General features: G+C 35.2%; 15 protein-coding genes. 6 read left to right on the top strand and 9 right to left on the bottom strand.

Translation table 11 applies throughout. The features are described 5' to 3' along the window. Positions 1-20 precede the first annotated feature (20 nt). Both HHU12_RS06475 and HHU12_RS06470 read left to right on the top strand, forming a co-directional pair. A complete protein-coding gene (locus tag HHU12_RS06475; RefSeq protein ID WP_169655943.1) occupies positions 21-749 on the top strand; it encodes a hypothetical protein in 729 nt (242 codons plus the stop codon). Positions 750-775: 26 nt separating this feature from the next. Beyond that, a complete protein-coding gene (locus HHU12_RS06470) occupies positions 776-1,486 on the top strand; it encodes a hypothetical protein (RefSeq protein ID WP_169655942.1) in 711 nt (236 codons plus the stop codon). Positions 1,487-1,600: 114 nt separating this feature from the next. Here HHU12_RS06470 and HHU12_RS06465 read toward each other — a convergent pair whose 3' ends face one another. Next, on the bottom strand, positions 1,601-2,221 hold the full coding sequence (locus tag HHU12_RS06465) for an HD domain-containing protein (RefSeq protein ID WP_169655941.1): 621 nt from the start codon (positions 2,219-2,221) through the stop codon (positions 1,601-1,603). A 360-nt stretch (positions 2,222-2,581) separates the two neighbouring features. On the opposite strand from HHU12_RS06465, the gene HHU12_RS06460 reads away from it, so the two are divergent. Together HHU12_RS06460 and HHU12_RS06455 are read left to right on the top strand one after the other, a co-directional pair. Next, positions 2,582-3,340, top strand: a complete 759-nt coding sequence (locus HHU12_RS06460) for an endonuclease/exonuclease/phosphatase family protein (RefSeq protein WP_169655940.1) — start codon at positions 2,582-2,584, stop codon at positions 3,338-3,340. 58 nt (positions 3,341-3,398) lie between these two features. Then, complete coding sequence (locus tag HHU12_RS06455; RefSeq protein ID WP_205959797.1) at positions 3,399-5,384, top strand: glycoside hydrolase family 97 protein; 1,986 nt, start codon at positions 3,399-3,401, stop codon at positions 5,382-5,384. Positions 5,385-5,474: 90 nt separating this feature from the next. Here HHU12_RS06455 and HHU12_RS06450 read toward each other — a convergent pair whose 3' ends face one another. The 5 genes from HHU12_RS06450 to HHU12_RS06430 all read right to left on the bottom strand — a co-directional run bounded on the left by HHU12_RS06450 (position 5,475) and on the right by HHU12_RS06430 (position 8,900). Beyond that, a complete protein-coding gene (locus HHU12_RS06450) occupies positions 5,475-5,723 on the bottom strand; it encodes a hypothetical protein (protein WP_169655938.1) in 249 nt (82 codons plus the stop codon). 365 nt (positions 5,724-6,088) lie between these two features. Further along, entirely contained in the window at positions 6,089-6,469 is a 381-nt protein-coding gene (locus HHU12_RS06445) for a DUF1987 domain-containing protein (RefSeq protein ID WP_169655937.1), read from the bottom strand. Between the two features lie 64 nt (positions 6,470-6,533). After that, on the bottom strand, positions 6,534-7,187 hold the full coding sequence (locus HHU12_RS06440) for an ion channel (RefSeq protein ID WP_169655936.1): 654 nt from the start codon (positions 7,185-7,187) through the stop codon (positions 6,534-6,536). Beyond that, complete coding sequence (locus HHU12_RS06435; RefSeq protein ID WP_169655935.1) at positions 7,174-7,764, bottom strand: acyl carrier protein phosphodiesterase; 591 nt, start codon at positions 7,762-7,764, stop codon at positions 7,174-7,176. Before HHU12_RS06435 ends, HHU12_RS06440 begins: the two co-directional genes overlap by 14 nt. A gap of 128 nt (positions 7,765-7,892) precedes the next feature. Continuing rightward, positions 7,893-8,900, bottom strand: coding sequence for a helix-turn-helix transcriptional regulator (locus HHU12_RS06430; RefSeq protein ID WP_169655934.1), 1,008 nt, complete (start codon positions 8,898-8,900; stop codon positions 7,893-7,895). Between the two features lie 154 nt (positions 8,901-9,054). Here HHU12_RS06430 and HHU12_RS06425 point away from each other — a divergent pair, with 154 nt between their 5' ends. Together HHU12_RS06425 and HHU12_RS06420 are read left to right on the top strand one after the other, a co-directional pair. Then, a complete protein-coding gene (locus tag HHU12_RS06425; protein ID WP_169655933.1) occupies positions 9,055-10,086 on the top strand; it encodes a radical SAM/SPASM domain-containing protein in 1,032 nt (343 codons plus the stop codon). A gap of 66 nt (positions 10,087-10,152) precedes the next feature. Then, the gene (locus tag HHU12_RS06420; RefSeq protein ID WP_169655932.1) at positions 10,153-10,905 is read left to right on the top strand and encodes a sensor histidine kinase; all 753 of its coding nucleotides are present in this window, start codon (positions 10,153-10,155) and stop codon (positions 10,903-10,905) included. A 94-nt stretch (positions 10,906-10,999) separates the two neighbouring features. On the opposite strand, the gene HHU12_RS06415 is transcribed toward HHU12_RS06420, so the two are convergent. The 3 genes from HHU12_RS06415 to HHU12_RS06405 all read right to left on the bottom strand — a co-directional run bounded on the left by HHU12_RS06415 (position 11,000) and on the right by HHU12_RS06405 (position 14,621). Further along, a complete protein-coding gene (locus HHU12_RS06415) occupies positions 11,000-11,995 on the bottom strand; it encodes a 3-oxoacyl-ACP synthase III family protein (protein WP_169655931.1) in 996 nt (331 codons plus the stop codon). A 93-nt stretch (positions 11,996-12,088) separates the two neighbouring features. After that, positions 12,089-12,904, bottom strand: a complete 816-nt coding sequence (pyrF, locus tag HHU12_RS06410) for an orotidine-5'-phosphate decarboxylase (protein ID WP_169655930.1) — start codon at positions 12,902-12,904, stop codon at positions 12,089-12,091. A 157-nt stretch (positions 12,905-13,061) separates the two neighbouring features. Further along, on the bottom strand, positions 13,062-14,621 hold the full coding sequence (locus HHU12_RS06405; protein ID WP_169655929.1) for a protein adenylyltransferase SelO: 1,560 nt from the start codon (positions 14,619-14,621) through the stop codon (positions 13,062-13,064). Positions 14,622-14,626 lie beyond the last annotated feature (5 nt).

Genomic DNA, 14,626 nt, shown 5'->3' with positions numbered 1-14,626 from the left:
TTTTTTAACTATCAGCTACTATGAAAACATACACAAACTTTCTTTTGTTATTGTTTCTGTTCTCATGCGGAAATAATAATCAGAAAATTGAGTCCTATCAGCAAAAAATAGCCGAATTAGATTCCATCAACCTTTCTTTAGAAAACAAAGTGAAGGAAGGAGATATTCAAATTAATACCTTGAAAGGTGTGACGGATAAATGGGATCAAGAAGCTTTAAGGGAAACGAATGAATCATTGTTAGGGCAATTAAGAACACTTAAAATGGACTTCAATAGATTGTCTAAAAAAGGGAAAACAGATCCTAAGGTTTTTTATTCATTCTTAGAGTTTAATTTACCTCCCAAATTATATAAATCATTCCAGACTCTTTCTGCAACTTATCGTGTTTCACCAGCGGTTAATCCTTTTTTTGTGAAAGGGCATTTTAATGAAGATGAAGAGGAAGATTATGCTATATTCATTGAAAATATAGAGAATAATAAGAAAGGTATAGCTGTTTTTTTAGGGGGAGACTTTGAGAAGCACTATGTTTTTGGAGCTGGAAATGAATTGAATAAAGATGGTTTTGATCTAAACGGAACGCTAGCTTTATCAGTTACAAATACTGCTAATGTATGGATAAAAGAAGATGAGCCAGAGCCAGTAATTAAATCTCCTCAAGTGATCTATATTGGTTTTACCAATTTCTCTTCTTCTGTTGCCTACTTAGAAGATGAAAAATTAAAGCTTTACTGGCAGGCAGACTAATATTCAAGACTCAAATGAAAACAATCATGAAATATTTCTACATCTCTTTTTTCTTTCTACTTATTTCTTGTGGTCCTTCGAAAGAAGAACTAGCACAATATCAATCGCAGATAAAAGCCTTAAACAACAAGAATACCTCACTTCAAAATCGTTTGCAAGAACAAGAAAGCCAACTCAAATCCTTAAATAATTTGGTTTCTCTTCAAGAAGAAAATGATAGTTTACCACAAGTTATCAAAGAGTTGGATAGTAAACTTGCCAGTCTACGTATTAATGATCAGTTGATTGGCTTTGAAACCACTTTTTCTTATCATTTACCAAATGGGGTAATTAATACGATGAGGTCTTTATCAGAAAAGTATACAATTATATCTGACATTAACCCTTTCTTTTTGAAAGTAAATTTTGCTGGGGGTGAAGGTTGTGAAAAATATTTAGTACGTATAGAAGATGTTCATTTAGAAAGGGGAGGCTTTATTTTATTAAATGAATGCAGACCTGATTGGTATATAGTATTAGGTGCAGGTGAAGATTCTGGTAGTAGTGATAACGATCTTAGTAATATCGTTGCTTATTACATTGAAGATGCAAAGAATGTAAAGGTGAGTTATGGTTCTGAAGGAAAGAAAGTAACTCCTCCTGGAGAAAAAGTGGTTAAATTTCGCTCCTCTGATGGAGCTACAGCAGTATATTATAGTGGTGAGGGGGAATACAAATGGGAGTGGATTGGAAGCTAGTGCTTTTATTAAATTAAAAGAAAGGGGAGAGTTCCTCCAAATGCATCTCTCCTTAGTAAAATGACTTCAAACTTTTTTATATCGAAAAAGACTTAAATAAACCAAGTCGATACCTTATTTTCTCAGAATTTCTATTTCTCTTTTAATATTACGGATGGCTTGCTTTTCATATTTTTCATAGAAGTAAGGCGTTAGAAAGACATTATTGTCTAAAAAATGTATCAATGCATTCTTTCTTCCCTTGTTGTATACAAAATCAGGATAAATAGAATATTCTGATCTTACATCACTCATATATTTTTCGTAGATACTCCACTCTTTTCCAAGAATTGACATATCGATATCAATTAAAATATTGGTGTCATTTGAAGAAGTCATGACATGATGTTTTGTAGCAAGAATATGCTCCTTACATTTAGTGGTGATCAAACTGTCTAATCCAATATCTGAAAGTCTTTCAACAGCAATTGCAGCACTTTTAGCTTCATTATTTCCTTTTAAAACATTGTAGATAATATCATGGTAGAAAATCGCAAACACTATAGTATCCTGGTCTTCCACTTTATCTTTCACTTCCTCTAATTCCTCAAACATATTCTCTAAATGAGATAGGTTATGGTATTTTCTTTTCGAATGAGAATAGGCGGTTTCAAGCTCATGCCAGTATTTTTCTACCTTGCCAGTATCGTTTGTGTAATTAAGGAGTAATGTTGTAAAATTATTTTTAAGCATCATGATATTGTTTAGCCTTTTATAAGATAGAAATATAGAGTTTATTTATTGTATTTCAAAATATATTTACATTTCATGTTGAATCTGGTATTAATGAAAATTCAAGTACAATATAAGTTTTGTTTTGGTTGATAACAATGTAAAAGCATGAAGTGCAATTGAGCACAACGAATATCATCTTCCTGACTGATAAAATAGCTTAATTTTGTTATCAATACTAAATAAATCACTGTATTACGCTTTTTCTATACAAAATTGAAGAAAACTTCAGATTAGCAAGAAATGAAAAAAATACTATTATTATCACTCTTTCAAGTTTGTTTTATGGTAGGGCTTTTTGCTCAAAATAAAACTATAAATGTCATGAGTTTCAATATTAGAATGAATACTCCAAATGACGGTGAAAATGCATGGCCAAACCGTAAACAGTGGGTGGGTGATGTGATAAAATTTAATGATGTAGATCTGTTAGGTTGCCAAGAGGTTTTGGTGGAACAGCTACACGATTTAGAAAAAGAGTTGCCACACATGTCTTATGTGGGAGTAGGCAGAGATGATGGAAAAGAAGGAGGTGAGTTTTCTCCAATTTTTTACAATACGAAAGAATTTAAAGTGATGGAATCAGGTACATTTTGGTTATCTGATACTCCTGAAGAGCCTAGCAAAGGTTGGGATGCGGCATTGCCTAGAGTTTGTACATGGATAAAGCTGAAGCACAAGCATTCTAAAAGAACGTTGGTGGTAATGAATACGCATTACGATCATATGGGAAAAGAAGCTAGAATTGAATCTTCTAAATTGATCGCTCAAAAGGCTCAGGAATTTTCTAATAATGGAAAAATTGCTGTGGTGTTAATGGGAGATTTAAATAGTACTCCTAATTCAACAGCAGTAATGGAGCTTCAAAATGTATTTCAGGATACAAAAACTCTAAGTTTAACCAATCCGCTAGGACCGACAGGTACTTTTCAGGCCTTTAATTATAATGCAGAAATGAAAGAGCAAATTGACTATATTATGACGTATGGTTATTTTAAAGTATTAAGATATGCTCACATTGCAGAAGCAAGAGATCAAAAATTCCCTTCAGACCATTTACCTGTATTTGTAGAAATCCAATAATTACCAATCAATGAATAAGTTTAAAATATTGCTTTATTTTTTCCTAGTAAGTTTGTTCATGAGTTCATGCACACCAACTTACCTTACCTCCACTTCTCCTGATGAATCCCTGATTTTAGAATTCGACCTGGATGATGAGGGACAACCTTGGTACCAAGTAACTTGGAATGGAATGCCAATCGTAAAAAAATCTTATTTAGGTTTTGAATTGAAAGACCAAGCTCCTTTAACAGGTAATTTCAAGGTTGTGGGTGAGCTTAGAAATACAATGAATGATACTTGGAGTCAACCTTGGGGTGAAAACAAAGAAGTATTAGATCACCATAATGAGTTGACTGTTTTTCTTGAAGAGAAAGACGGAGCCAAGCGAAAAATGAATATCATCTTCAGACTTTTTAATGATGGTATAGGTTTCAGATACGAATTTCCTGAGCAACCGAATCTGAAAGATTTTGTGATCATGAATGAGAAAACGCAGTTTGTACTCAATGACAATCATGATACATGGTGGATCTGGGCGGATTATGATACCTATGAAAAGTTGTACAATCACACTGATGTAGATTCTGCTACTTGGGTTGCAACTCCTGTCACTTTCAAAACAAAAGATAACCTTTATATCTCCCTGCATGAAGCAGCATTGACTGATTATGCGGGTATGACTTTAAAGTTGGATGATAAAAAGAAATATACCTATAATGCGACTTTAGTGCCATGGTCAAATGGAGATAAAGTAAGAACTTCTGCACCAATGAAAACGCCTTGGAGAACTGTTCAAGTAGGTCAGAAAGCAGCAGATTTAGTGAATTCAAATATCATTGTCAATTTAAATGAACCTTCAAAAATCAAAGACCCTTCATGGATTCAACCTATGCAGTACTTAGGTATCTGGTGGGAATTCCATATCGGTACTAAAGAATGGAAAGAAGGCCCACGTCAAGGTGCAACTACTGAGTCAGCGAAGAAATATATTGACTTTGCTTCCGAAAATAATATTGGAGGTGTAGTGGTAGAAGGCTGGAACTCTGGCTGGGATAAATGGGGTCAAAAAGACGCATTTGATCATATCACAGCAGCTAAAGGCTATGATCTGGATGAAGTAGCAGCTTACGCGAAAGAGAAAGGTGTTTATTTGATTATGCACAATGAGACTGGAGGAGATATTCCTGCTTATGAGAAGTATATGGATCAAGCTTTCAAACTTTATGAGGAGCTGGGAATTCATGCTTTAAAAACAGGGTATGCTGGTGATATTTACCCTAGAGGAGAGCATCATCATGGTCAGTTTATGGTAAACCATTACAGAAAAGTAGTTGAAAAGGCAGCGGAGCATAAAATTATGTTGGATGCTCACGAACCTATCAAGCCTACAGGAATTCGCAGAACTTGGCCGAATATGATGACAAGGGAAGGCGTAAGAGGAATGGAATGGAATGGCTGGAGTGACGGTAACCCGCCTAATCATACCGTTACAATTCCTTTCACAAGAATGTTGGGAGGTCCAGTAGATTACACTCCAGGTATTTTTGATGTACAATATGAAAATAATCCTGACCGAGTTGCTTGGAACACTACTGCTGAGATTATGAACGAAGCAAGAGTTCATACTACTTTAGTGAAGCAATTGGCACTGTCAATTATTCTTTACAGTCCATTACAAATGGCGGCAGACTTAGTAGAGAATTACGAAAAAGATATGGAAGCTTTTCAGTTCTTATCTTCATCTACTGCGGATTGGGAAGAAAGTAAAATGCTGGCAGGAGAAATTGGCGAGTTTGCAATTACTGCAAGAAGATCAGGGAAAGAATGGTTCCTTGGTGCGGCAACAGATGCTACTGGCAGAGCTGTAAGTATCAGCCTTGACTTCTTAGAGCCTAATAAGGTATATAAAGCGATCATTTATGCTGACGCTCCTGGTACAACGCACTTGAATGATCCTAAGAAATATGAGATTACAGAAAAGAACGTGACTTCTACCGAAGCGATGTTGATTCAAATGAATGCTGGAGGTGGAGCAGCAATTCACTTTAAGATCTTAGATTAATATGTCATTATTCTAAGGCTTCATAACCAAACAAAAAAAGGGTTGCTACTTTTCGAAGTAGCAACCCTTTTTCATCTCGGACAAAAATTATTAGTCTTCTTGTGACAATAAGTTTAAGTCTAAATTTCTTGCTTTAATCTGCTGGAAAACTTCTTTGTTTTCTTCTGCTATAATAAATTTACTGCTAGTGACGTCATAAACGTAAAAATCGATTGCACCAAGTGTGGCTACAATAACAGCGATAGAAGCGTAACCTTTCAATGGGGAAAAATATTGTAAAAAGGCTCTGTACAATTTAAATAAAATAGCAATGTTTGAAATTACTAAGTAGATTAACAAGATAGTATTAAATAAAAAAACCATAGTATATTTAGTAAAATAACGTAAGTCGTGTCATATTAACTTTCATTTAAGACTTCTTACGCAAGCTTAAAAATTATGTTATTATGTCGTTCAAATTTCTTGTAAGAAATACATTTATCGTTACAGAAAAAATTGTTCCATTTTATCAATAAGATCCATAATCTTCTGTATTAAATACAATTATAATAAATAAACGTAAGGTTTTATAGGTTTATTATATAAAAAAAGATCTTTCTTTTCAGAAAGATCTTACGTAAGCTTTTTTTAGAAAATATTAATAAGCATGTTCTCTACGGACCTGAATTATTAAATTTCAATTAGTCTTGAGCTTAATGTATTGATTAATAAGCGATAAGATTGATTTTATCCCAGCCAGAATCACTGATGAAATCTTCTCCAGTTTCCAGCATATCCTCATCATCTTTTTTATAGTACCAATTTACTACTGCTTCACCTTTACCTTTTTCTTGATATTCTTGAAGCATTTCGATGATCTTGAAAAAACTTTTTGATGATGCTGTATTAAAATAAGTCATCTTGTAGTTTAAAGTGATATTAAGACCACCTTCTTCTAAGTATTTTGAAACCCAAACGAACAACGGCTCAAAAAACTCAGCTGTATATTCATGATATGACTGGCCTGAAACTTCCAATAGGCCTTTAGCAGGATCGAAGTTTACCTCCGGGACAAATTCCTTCTTTTTGATAAATAATTTTTCCACGCGCTGTTTAGTTATTTTTTAACAATATATACTTTTATAACCGGTTTCCATAAAAAATGGGCCTTTAATGTTCCTGCTGGTATTTTCCTACTAGCAATGCCATTAAAATAGCCATATAAAATTGCCCTACCATTGCAAAGATTACAGTAAAGGCTTTAGTTTCATCTGTGGTGGGAGAAATGTCCCCGTAGCCAACAGTTGTCAAAGTAACAAAACTAAAATAAATTATATCAGAAATATCCACAATTCTATTAAAAGCGGATCCATTATATAATAAATCACATATTTTAAATAAGATAAATGCAATTACGCCTATTTGTATATAACCTGCAATGGCTCCAAGAATAGTATTGTCATTTACTTTTTTAGAGTGCCAGACTTCTTGCAATAAGACAAATAAGAACATCGTAAAATAGACAAGCATAGCACTCCATGTTACAAAGTCAATGTTGTCTATATGCAACCCTAGTGAAGCACTTTTACTGAGACTGACAAATACAAAAAATACAATGGTAATTCTTCTATATAAAACCCTCCCTTTTGTAAAGTTGAGAATAGCAATCATTAGAATAAATAGGGTGACATCAGATATTTCATCTGAATAGATAAAGGCTTGAAAAATAATTGGTGCCCATAAAACGGAGATCAATGAGATCAACAAGAGTACATACCTCTTATCGTAGAGTGTATTTTTGAATTTTTGGCTAATCAAAAGCATTTTGTCTAAATTCTTCTACTTTTTGTTCTAATTCAGGAAAAAAGGCTTGATGACAATCTAAGAAAAAATTATAATCATTTTGAAGCCATTCCACAGATTTTGAAATAGGAGCCAGATTTTTTATTCTTCTTTCCATACCGAAGAAGACTTTTTCCAGCTCACCAAAGTGTTGATAGGCATTGAGCCAATCGTATAATTTCAGATATGGGTACATGTTCATTGCTTTTTCAGGTACCCATTTTTCATTCCATAATTGATGTTGGTAAAAGGAGTCAGCAAACTCTCTCAAACTTTGTTGATGACAGTTGTCCCAGTTTTGAGCTAGAAAATGATCATGATAAATATCTGTCACTACCATAGAAAATCTTCCGGCATGAGGCTTTAATTTATTGGACATTTCTTTGGTAACCGGATGCCGGTCTGTAAAGTCATCAATAAAACGATGCAGTCTTATACCTTTCTGGATTTTTTCAGGGTAAGAGGAAAGATTTTTTCCTTTTACGAAGTCTCCAATAAAGTTGCCGAACATTTCCTCGGTGTCTGCATAAGATAAATAGAGGTGTGCGAGATAGTTCAAATTATATGTTTGATTACTTAGAGCTATATTTTAGAAGTAAAAATTCTCCATTTTAGTTGTGAGCAAATTAATAAACTCACGTTCTGAAAGGGGAGATTTTTAATAAAAGAGATGTATCAAACATGCTCTTAATACCTTTGGGCTAATTTTTTGATTTCATTGGCGATTCCTTTCCTTAAGGCAAAAGGCGAAAGTACTTCCACTTGATTGCCCCAGCTTAAAATTAAAGATCTCAATTCCATATTATCCACCAAACGCAGTTTTATTTCTAGTCCGTTGTGGTTTTCTGAAATGATTTCTTGAGTTTCGTGTATCGGTGTGTTTTTAATAAAGTTAGCGGCGTATTCTCCATTAAAAAGAAGACGGATTTCCTGAGGATTTCCTTTAAGTGTTACCCCAAGACAGTTTTTAAAATAAACATCTCTATTAAAATCAACCTGATGCGGTTCAAAAAACATCAACTGTGATTGCAACTCTATGCCTTGTACTCTGTCAATCGCTAAAGTTCTGATCCCTTGTCTATTTTCGGCATAACCTGTGATATACCATAGCCCTTTGAACTCTTTGAGAAGATACGGATGAAAAGTGTAATTATCCTCATAAAGTGCCCCAAATTTTTTGTAAGCGATGTTGATTACTTTATGATCTTTAGTAGCAGAGATGAGTTCAGAGAAAATGGAAGTGCCTTTGGTATACATTGATTTTTCAATTTGAATGTAGTTTTCAAATTGCTCCTTTTTCTCATTTTTAAATTTTTTGGTGATTTCTAAACCATCCAAAACTTTATCCACTGCTGTTGAGAAACTTCCTAAAACTGGCAAATCTTTAAACTCTTCAAGAAAAGTTTCCACAAAATTCAAGGCTTCCAAGTGTTCACCTGTAAGACTGACCCCTAAGAGTTTGTAAGAAGAATCGGTATAATAATACCCTCCCTCTCTTTTGTTATAAGCTAAAGGAGCGTCGAATTCATATCTAAGTGCCTGAATATCTTTTTCAATGGTAGAAGGAGAATTGACACCAAATTCTTCGCTACATTTATCCAGCAACCTTTGTTTTGAAGGAAAAGGATATTGTTTACTTCGTATGAGTTTATCTATTAGGAGGTATCTTAAAAAGGAAAGCTTACTACTTTTCATTGCCTGAGTTTGAACTAAAAATAAGAATGCTAAACAAAAAATAATTTTTTTTTATCGTTTAAACAAGCATTTTTGAGTAATTAAAATTGTATATGTTTGGTATTGTTGCCAATCATTTTCTACAAAGAAAACTAATTTGACATACAAAGTTAGGATGTTTAATCAAAAGATTGTTGAGACAAAGCTATTAATCCGAAAAATTTCCATATTAAAATTGTGGAATGCTTTTCTGGTGTTGATCACTTTCTATTTATCGAAGTGGTTGAAACGGCCTATTCATCTTGGCAACCCTATCAGTCTTTCTATTGAACCTACAACTTCTTGTAACCTTAGATGTCCTGAATGCCCAAGTGGATTAAGATCTTTTACAAGACCTACCGGTATGCTGTCAGTGGGAATGTTCGAGAAGCTGATTAATGAATTAAAAGATACCTTAATCTATTTGACGTTTTATTTTCAGGGAGAGCCTTTTTTACATCCCAAATTTCTGCAAATGGTAAAAGTGGCACATCAAGCAGGGATTTATACTTCAACGTCTACCAACGCCCATTATTTTTCTGATAAAATGGCAAGGGAAACAGTGGAGTCAGGTTTGGATCAATTGATTGTTTCTTTGGATGGAACCACTCAAGAGGTATATGAACAATATAGAATTGGAGGTAATATCAATAAGGTGCTGGAGGGAACAAAAAGGGTGATAGAATGGAAAAAGAAGTTAAAAAGTGATACACCTAGAATCGTTTTTCAATTTTTGGTAGTGAAGCCTAATGAGCATCAAATTGAAGAAGCAAATCAGCTTGCGGATGAAATGGGTGTGGATAAGATTGTGTTTAAAACCGCTCAGATTTATGATTATGAGAATGGTTCTCCGTTGATTCCCAGCATTCAAAAATACTCCCGCTATAAACAGAATACTGATGGTACATTTTCTTTTAAAGGAAGTTTGGAGAGAAGTTGCTGGAGGATGTGGCATTCGGCGGTGTTGACTTGGGACGGTAAAGTGGCTCCTTGCTGTTTTGATAAAGATGCAGAACATGTATTAGGGTCTTTAAAAAATGATTATATTAGATTTTTAGATATCTGGAATGCTCCCTCATATACTAATTTTAGAAAGCAGTTGTTGGAAGGAAGAGAGAATATAGATATCTGTAAAAATTGTACAGAAGGGATTAAGATTTTCGAATGATCTCTTCAACAGTTAGAGCATGTTTTAAATATGCTCCTAGGGTTAAGCTAAAAAATAAACATAGAGATGAACGATCCTACGATTGAAAGAGCCTTATGGCTGGTAGTGATAGCATTATTGGTTATTGGAATAATAATTCTTGAGTTAGTACGAAGAAAGCAGTACAAAGTCAGTAAACGTTCGTATCAAGCTCAGAAAGAGAAGATTGCTTATTTGGAGGAGAAGCTTAAAGAACGTGAAGTGCAGAAAAACAATCCTCCAAAGGTCAATAAACCGAAAGTAGCTGAGGTACAGGAAGAAGTTTCGGCTTTTCAGTCTTCCCGTTTGCAAGCCATGTCCAGCAACAAAATGTTGGAGGTGGAAGATAATGATGACTTGGAAGATTTGACTATCGCCTCAACCCATAATATTGGGAAGAAGAAAGAAATGCATCCTAAGGAGTTGTTGGAAGATACAATCGAGAGTGTGAAAAACTCGTTGCCTGATAATGTTAGCATTGTTACTCAGATTGGAGGGGCTCCGAAAGTGACCGTCAATCAAAATCTATTTACAAAGTCATTGGGTGCCTTAATTCGTTGCTCTGCTAAAACCATCAAAGGAAATGGTAAAGTGACTTTATCGCTTTATGCATCAATGGGTGAAGCACAGATTAGTATTTCTGACAATGGTCAGGGGTGGGGCTACAAAGGTCAAAACCCTGATGAATTAAAAGCGTTGGAGATGGCTAAGAAAATTCTGGAGTCACAGAGTGCTAGTTTTGAAATGAATACGCAAGAGGATAAAGGGACTGAGATGGTGATTACTATCAGAAATGAATAGTCACTTTATCTGAAAAATAGGAATAAAAAAAGAGATGGGAATTGATTTTGCCATCTCTTTTTTGTTTATAAATGTTGAATTGCCCAGTGATCTTTTACCACTTGATAATTGCCGAGGCCCAAGTAAATCCTGATCCAAAGGCGGCCAAACAGATCAAATCACCTTTCTTAATTCTCCCTTGTTTAAAAGCAGTCGCTAAACTGATAGGGATAGAAGCGGCAGTTGTATTACCGTATTTCTGAATCGTATTGATAACTTTTTCATCAGGCAATCCCATTTTGGCTTGTACAAAATTGGAAATTCTTAAGTTGGCTTGATGAGGAACAAGCAAATCAATATCAGTAGGTTTTAAGTTATTGGCGGCCAAAGCTTCAGTAATAACTTCTTGAAAACGAACAACAGCATTTTTGAACACCAATTGACCATCCATATAAGGGAAAGCAGATCCACCCGGTTTCCAGTAATCAGGATTGTTTCTTTCTGGCTTTGTGAAACCAGGGTCAATCACGGCAAGTTTTTCTGCAAACTCACCTTCTGAGTGCATATGAGTAGATAAAATACCGCAATCTTCATCAGTTGCTGATAGAATTGCAGCACCGGCACCGTCACCAAATAATACGGTTACAGCACGACCTTCATCTGAAAAATCCAATCCACGAGAGTGAATTTCTGATCCTACAACAAGCACATTTTTATACATTCCAGATTTGATGTACTGATCGGCAATGGAAATACCATATACAAAACCAGAACATTGTTGACGGATATCCAAAGCAGGGATAGTTCTGAAACCTAATTCTCTTTGTAAAAGAACACCTGAACCAGGGAAGATATAATCAGCACTTAAAGTACAGTAAATGATCATATCAATGTCTTTTGGCTCCATTTCAGCCATGGCGAGTGCCTCTTTTGTGGCTTCAGCAGCTAAATGATAGTTGGTTTCATCAGGAGCGGCATATCTACGTTCTTCAATCCCCGATCTTTCGCGGATCCACTCATCTGAAGTTGTTATTTTTTGTGCAAGGTCATCGTTGGTTACCACGTGCTCAGGAACATAAAATCCTAAGCCTGTAATTTTAGTATTACTCATACTGTTGTTGTTTATATGTTGTTCTATATCAGTGAGCTGAGCCTTCATTCAGCATCACACACAGCTGAATGAAGGTCAACTTTAGTCTGTTGCTTATAAATATTGGTCTAGTAACTGAGACATTTCATCTCTCAGTTTCTTCGCTTCTTGTCTTGCTACATCAGCAAAATCTTCACCATTAGAAGCATAAATAATTCCTCTTGAAGAGTTGACTAATAGACCACATTCTTTCGTCATACCATACTTCGCTACACCTTGGAGGTCGCCACCTTGAGCACCTACACCTGGTACTAAAAGGAAATTGTCTGGTGCTACTTTTCTAACATCCAAAAGGCTTTCCGCTCTTGTAGCTCCCACTACAAACATCAACTGATCACTTGATGCCCATTCTCTGTTTTTAAGAATAACATCTTGGAATAAGTAGTTGCCTGTTTCTTGGTTGACAATTCTTTGGAAGTCCAAACCACCTTTGTTAGAAGTGTGTGCCAGTACAATTACCCATTTACCATCCATCAAGAACGGTGTTACAGAATCTTCACCCATATAAGGAGCCACTGTAATGGAATCGAATGACATGTTTTCGAAAAATGCTTTGGCGTACATGTTTGAAGTATTTCCGATGTCACCTCTTTTTGCATCAGCAATAGAGAAGTGAGATTTAGGCATGTACTCTAATGTTTTTTGGAGTGATTCCCAACCTTTTGGCCCTAAAGACTCATAGAAGGCGATATTGGGTTTGTATGATACACAGTAATCAGCTGTAGCATCAATAATTTGTTTGTTAAAAGCAAAAATGGGATCCTCTTCTTTCTGTAAGTGAGCTGGGATTTTATTAGGATCTGTATCCAATCCTACACATAAAAAACTCTCTTTTTTCTTGATCTCATCAAAAAGTTCTTGCTTTGTCATGACGCTATATACGGTTACTAGAATAAGAAGCGAAAGGCTTCTTCATTATAAAATAGATCTCTCTGAGTATCAAAACGCACTCAAATTATGCAAAGTTATAAATTACAATGAAAAAGCCTCTTTTATTCTAGTTAAAATTTCATCGGGAATGAAGTACTTATGAGCTGCACGAAAGCATAGAGCAACCTACTTTATGTCTTGCCCAGTCGGGTCTTTTTGCAAACCACTTTTCGCTTTCAGGTTGTTCGTTATAAGGTTGTTTTAGTAATTGATAGAATTCTTCGATCAAATCATAATTTCCCTCGTCAGCTTCATCAATTGCCAATTGAGCCATGTAATTTCTCAATACATATTTTGGATTGACCTTATTCATCTTTTCTTTTCTATCTTGATCAGAATTAGTTTCTAAGGCAAGTCTTTCAAAATACTTTTCGAACCAATTGTTCCATTGTTCTTTTACCTCTTCAGTCATACTATCTAAAGTATAAAAGGCCTCTTTTACAACAGAAAGTGGGTCTTGACTTTTATCTTTTTTGAGATTAGAAAGTAAGCGGAAGAAAATGGTCATATCTGTTTCCGTCTTATGCAATGCTTTTTCCAGTTCTTGTATAAAAGCACTTTCCTCTTCAAATGCTACGGAAAGACCAAGTTTCTCCAGCATCATTTTATTATACCTCTGAATGTAATTGTCTTTGTAATCTTCCAACGCATCTTGCAAACCTTCAGCTTCACCGATTAATGGGTAAATTGCATTGGCCAACTTAAATAAATTCCACCCAACAATTTCACCTTGTGTACCATAGCGATACCTTTTAAATTGTGAATCTGTAGTGTTGGGAGTCCACCCAAAATCATAACCTTCTAGCCAGCCATAAGGACCATAATCAATGGTTAATCCTAAGATAGACATATTATCAGTGTTCATCACACCATGAACAAAACCGACTCTCTGCCAACCCAATACCATTTCCATACTTCTTTCAGCAACTTCCTTGAAAAAAGCTAAATAAGTCTCTTTAGAAGGTGCTCCCAGGTGAGGATAGAATTGTGTAATGATATAATCTGCCAACTTTTTTAAGGTGTCATGGTCTTGGTTAGCGGCTAAGATTTCAAAGTTGCCAAACCTTACAAATGACTCAGCTGTTCTACATACAACAGCTCCTTTTTCATAGGCAGAGTTACCATTGTACATGACATCTCTCAATACTTCATCACCTGATAAACCAAGGCTTAATGCTCTTGTCGTCGGTATACCTAAATGATACATGGCTTCACTACATAAGTACTCTCTAATTGAAGATCTTAATACTGCCAATCCGTCTGCAGACCTAGAATAAGGAGTTTCTCCTGCACCCTTTAATTGAACCGCCCATAACTTATCATTATGTTCTACTTCAAAAAGGTTTATCGCTCTTCCGTCACCTAACTGACCAGCCCATTGTCCAAATTGATGTCCTCCATAACACATTGCAAAAGGGGTGCTATTAGGGTAGGTGCTATTGCCTGTAAATAGATTTTTGAATTCCTCTGATTGACTTTCCTCTTTTGATATACCAAGTGATTCAAGCATTTCATCAGAAACGTGTATAATCGATGGATTTGCGGTTTTTTTGGGAGTTACATAAGAGTAGCAAGCGTTGATGACTTGTCTTCTGTAATTTTCTTTTTCAGGATCAGCGGGTAGCTTAGTGAAAGTATTTTTTAAGTTGAGATGCATGTTCT

The sequence above is a fragment of the Flammeovirga aprica JL-4 genome (assembly GCF_012844305.1).
Taxonomy (GTDB): domain Bacteria; phylum Bacteroidota; class Bacteroidia; order Cytophagales; family Flammeovirgaceae; genus Flammeovirga; species Flammeovirga aprica.
The sequence above is the reverse complement of the archived record's forward strand: the minus strand, read 5'-3'. Positions and strand labels throughout refer to the sequence as shown.

Excerpts from the sequence above, each read along its gene's own strand:
- HHU12_RS06430 (WP_169655934.1), bottom strand. The coding sequence starts at position 8,900 with ATGAAAAGTAGTAAGCTTTCCTTTTTAAGATACCTCCTAATAGATAAA.
- HHU12_RS06405 (WP_169655929.1), bottom strand. The coding sequence starts at position 14,621 with ATGCATCTCAACTTAAAAAATACTTTCACTAAGCTACCCGCTGATCCT.
- pyrF (WP_169655930.1), bottom strand. The coding sequence starts at position 12,904 with ATGACAAAGCAAGAACTTTTTGATGAGATCAAGAAAAAAGAGAGTTTT.
- HHU12_RS06465 (WP_169655941.1), bottom strand. The coding sequence starts at position 2,221 with ATGATGCTTAAAAATAATTTTACAACATTACTCCTTAATTACACAAAC.
- HHU12_RS06415 (WP_169655931.1), bottom strand. The coding sequence starts at position 11,995 with ATGAGTAATACTAAAATTACAGGCTTAGGATTTTATGTTCCTGAGCAC.
- HHU12_RS06440 (WP_169655936.1), bottom strand. The coding sequence starts at position 7,187 with ATGCTTTTGATTAGCCAAAAATTCAAAAATACACTCTACGATAAGAGG.
- HHU12_RS06470 (WP_169655942.1), top strand. The coding sequence starts at position 776 with ATGAAATATTTCTACATCTCTTTTTTCTTTCTACTTATTTCTTGTGGT.
- HHU12_RS06475 (WP_169655943.1), top strand. The coding sequence starts at position 21 with ATGAAAACATACACAAACTTTCTTTTGTTATTGTTTCTGTTCTCATGC.
- HHU12_RS06460 (WP_169655940.1), top strand. The coding sequence starts at position 2,582 with ATGAGTTTCAATATTAGAATGAATACTCCAAATGACGGTGAAAATGCA.
- HHU12_RS06420 (WP_169655932.1), top strand. The coding sequence starts at position 10,153 with ATGAACGATCCTACGATTGAAAGAGCCTTATGGCTGGTAGTGATAGCA.
- HHU12_RS06455 (WP_205959797.1), top strand. The coding sequence starts at position 3,399 with ATGAGTTCATGCACACCAACTTACCTTACCTCCACTTCTCCTGATGAA.
- HHU12_RS06425 (WP_169655933.1), top strand. The coding sequence starts at position 9,055 with ATGTTTAATCAAAAGATTGTTGAGACAAAGCTATTAATCCGAAAAATT.